The organism is Vibrio scophthalmi LMG 19158, assembly GCF_000222585.1.
GTDB classification, from domain to species: Bacteria; Pseudomonadota; Gammaproteobacteria; order Enterobacterales; family Vibrionaceae; genus Vibrio; species Vibrio scophthalmi.
Genome location: NZ_AFWE01000076.1, coordinates 1 through 968, shown reverse-complemented (window position 1 = coordinate 968; position 968 = coordinate 1). Strand labels below are relative to the sequence as shown.

At 49.3% G+C, this 968-nt stretch carries 1 protein-coding gene and 1 pseudogene; both read right to left on the bottom strand.

Going from position 1 to position 968, the window contains the following annotated elements:
- Window positions 1-326 precede the first annotated feature (326 nt).
- Window positions 327-659, bottom strand: coding sequence for a hypothetical protein (locus RH88_RS06415; RefSeq protein WP_005594312.1), 333 nt, complete (start codon window positions 657-659; stop codon window positions 327-329).
- Window positions 656-968, bottom strand: a pseudogene (locus tag RH88_RS23550) (hypothetical protein); the annotation flags it as partial. The gene RH88_RS06415 and the pseudogene RH88_RS23550, both read right to left, overlap by 4 nt.

The following is a 968-nucleotide window of genomic DNA, read 5'->3' as shown; positions in this document are numbered from 1 at the left end:
AACCCGTAATAGAAGTTCATGGCGAGATTGCTGTTTTGCTCATTCTCTAATGCAGCAGGATGTTGTCGTGGACGACGTTGACTTAAAGACTTAGGCACGTTGCTTCTCCTTCGTGAATAAAATCCAGTTTAAGGAGTAGGCCTAAAGAGTGTGATTATTGCGCTTTATCCTATTTTCGATAGGAAATAAGAAAAGCGCGCCATGAGATAAGAAGAGAGTGCGTTGCAAAGGCGTTGCAAAATCCCGTGGCGCGTTTTTGAAATGATTTTCATCTCGTTGTAGCCCTTATGGTGATTAACGGGCTTATGGTGCGTTCTAGGCGGTTTTTATTTCCCTAACCACTTACGGGCTTTGTTGATCATTTTAAATGGGTCATGCTTAATTTCGGTGGCAATCACCACGATGGCGGTTAAAAGCTCAGGGGCGGCCACGGCGAGCATTCCTGCAACAAAGAATCGCACCTCCTCAGACCAACCCAGAGAAATGCCCCCGTAACGCACAAGCAGAGCAATCAGGCCACCTGCAAAGACACGGCCACACCAAATCGAAAGACGCTGCAATGGCGTAAGGTCTTTGTCACTGACCGTGCGCCATGTTGAGCCGAGTAAAATCAAGAGCAGGTAAATGCCCCATTCTTCAAGCTCCTTTATTCTCATCATACTGCTGTTCCTTTTACTGCGGCTTGGTAGGCCGCTTCTTTTTGTTCAAGTTCGCGATCGAGTACCAGGCGACGATACTGAGGGTGATACGCCCATCCAGGGTCGATACCTTGCGGCACCATCGTAAGCTCACCCGTTCGCTTATTCACATAAGGCTCCATCCTCACCGCAGGCGCATCGGTGCGCACCGCAATGCTCTCTTGGGTAAAGCGGCCCGTTGGAATGCCGTTGGCGTCCATCTCAGCCACGCGAGCTGATAGACCATTAACCTTGAGCTTGTCGTACTCATATTGTGAGATTTGACGCAGG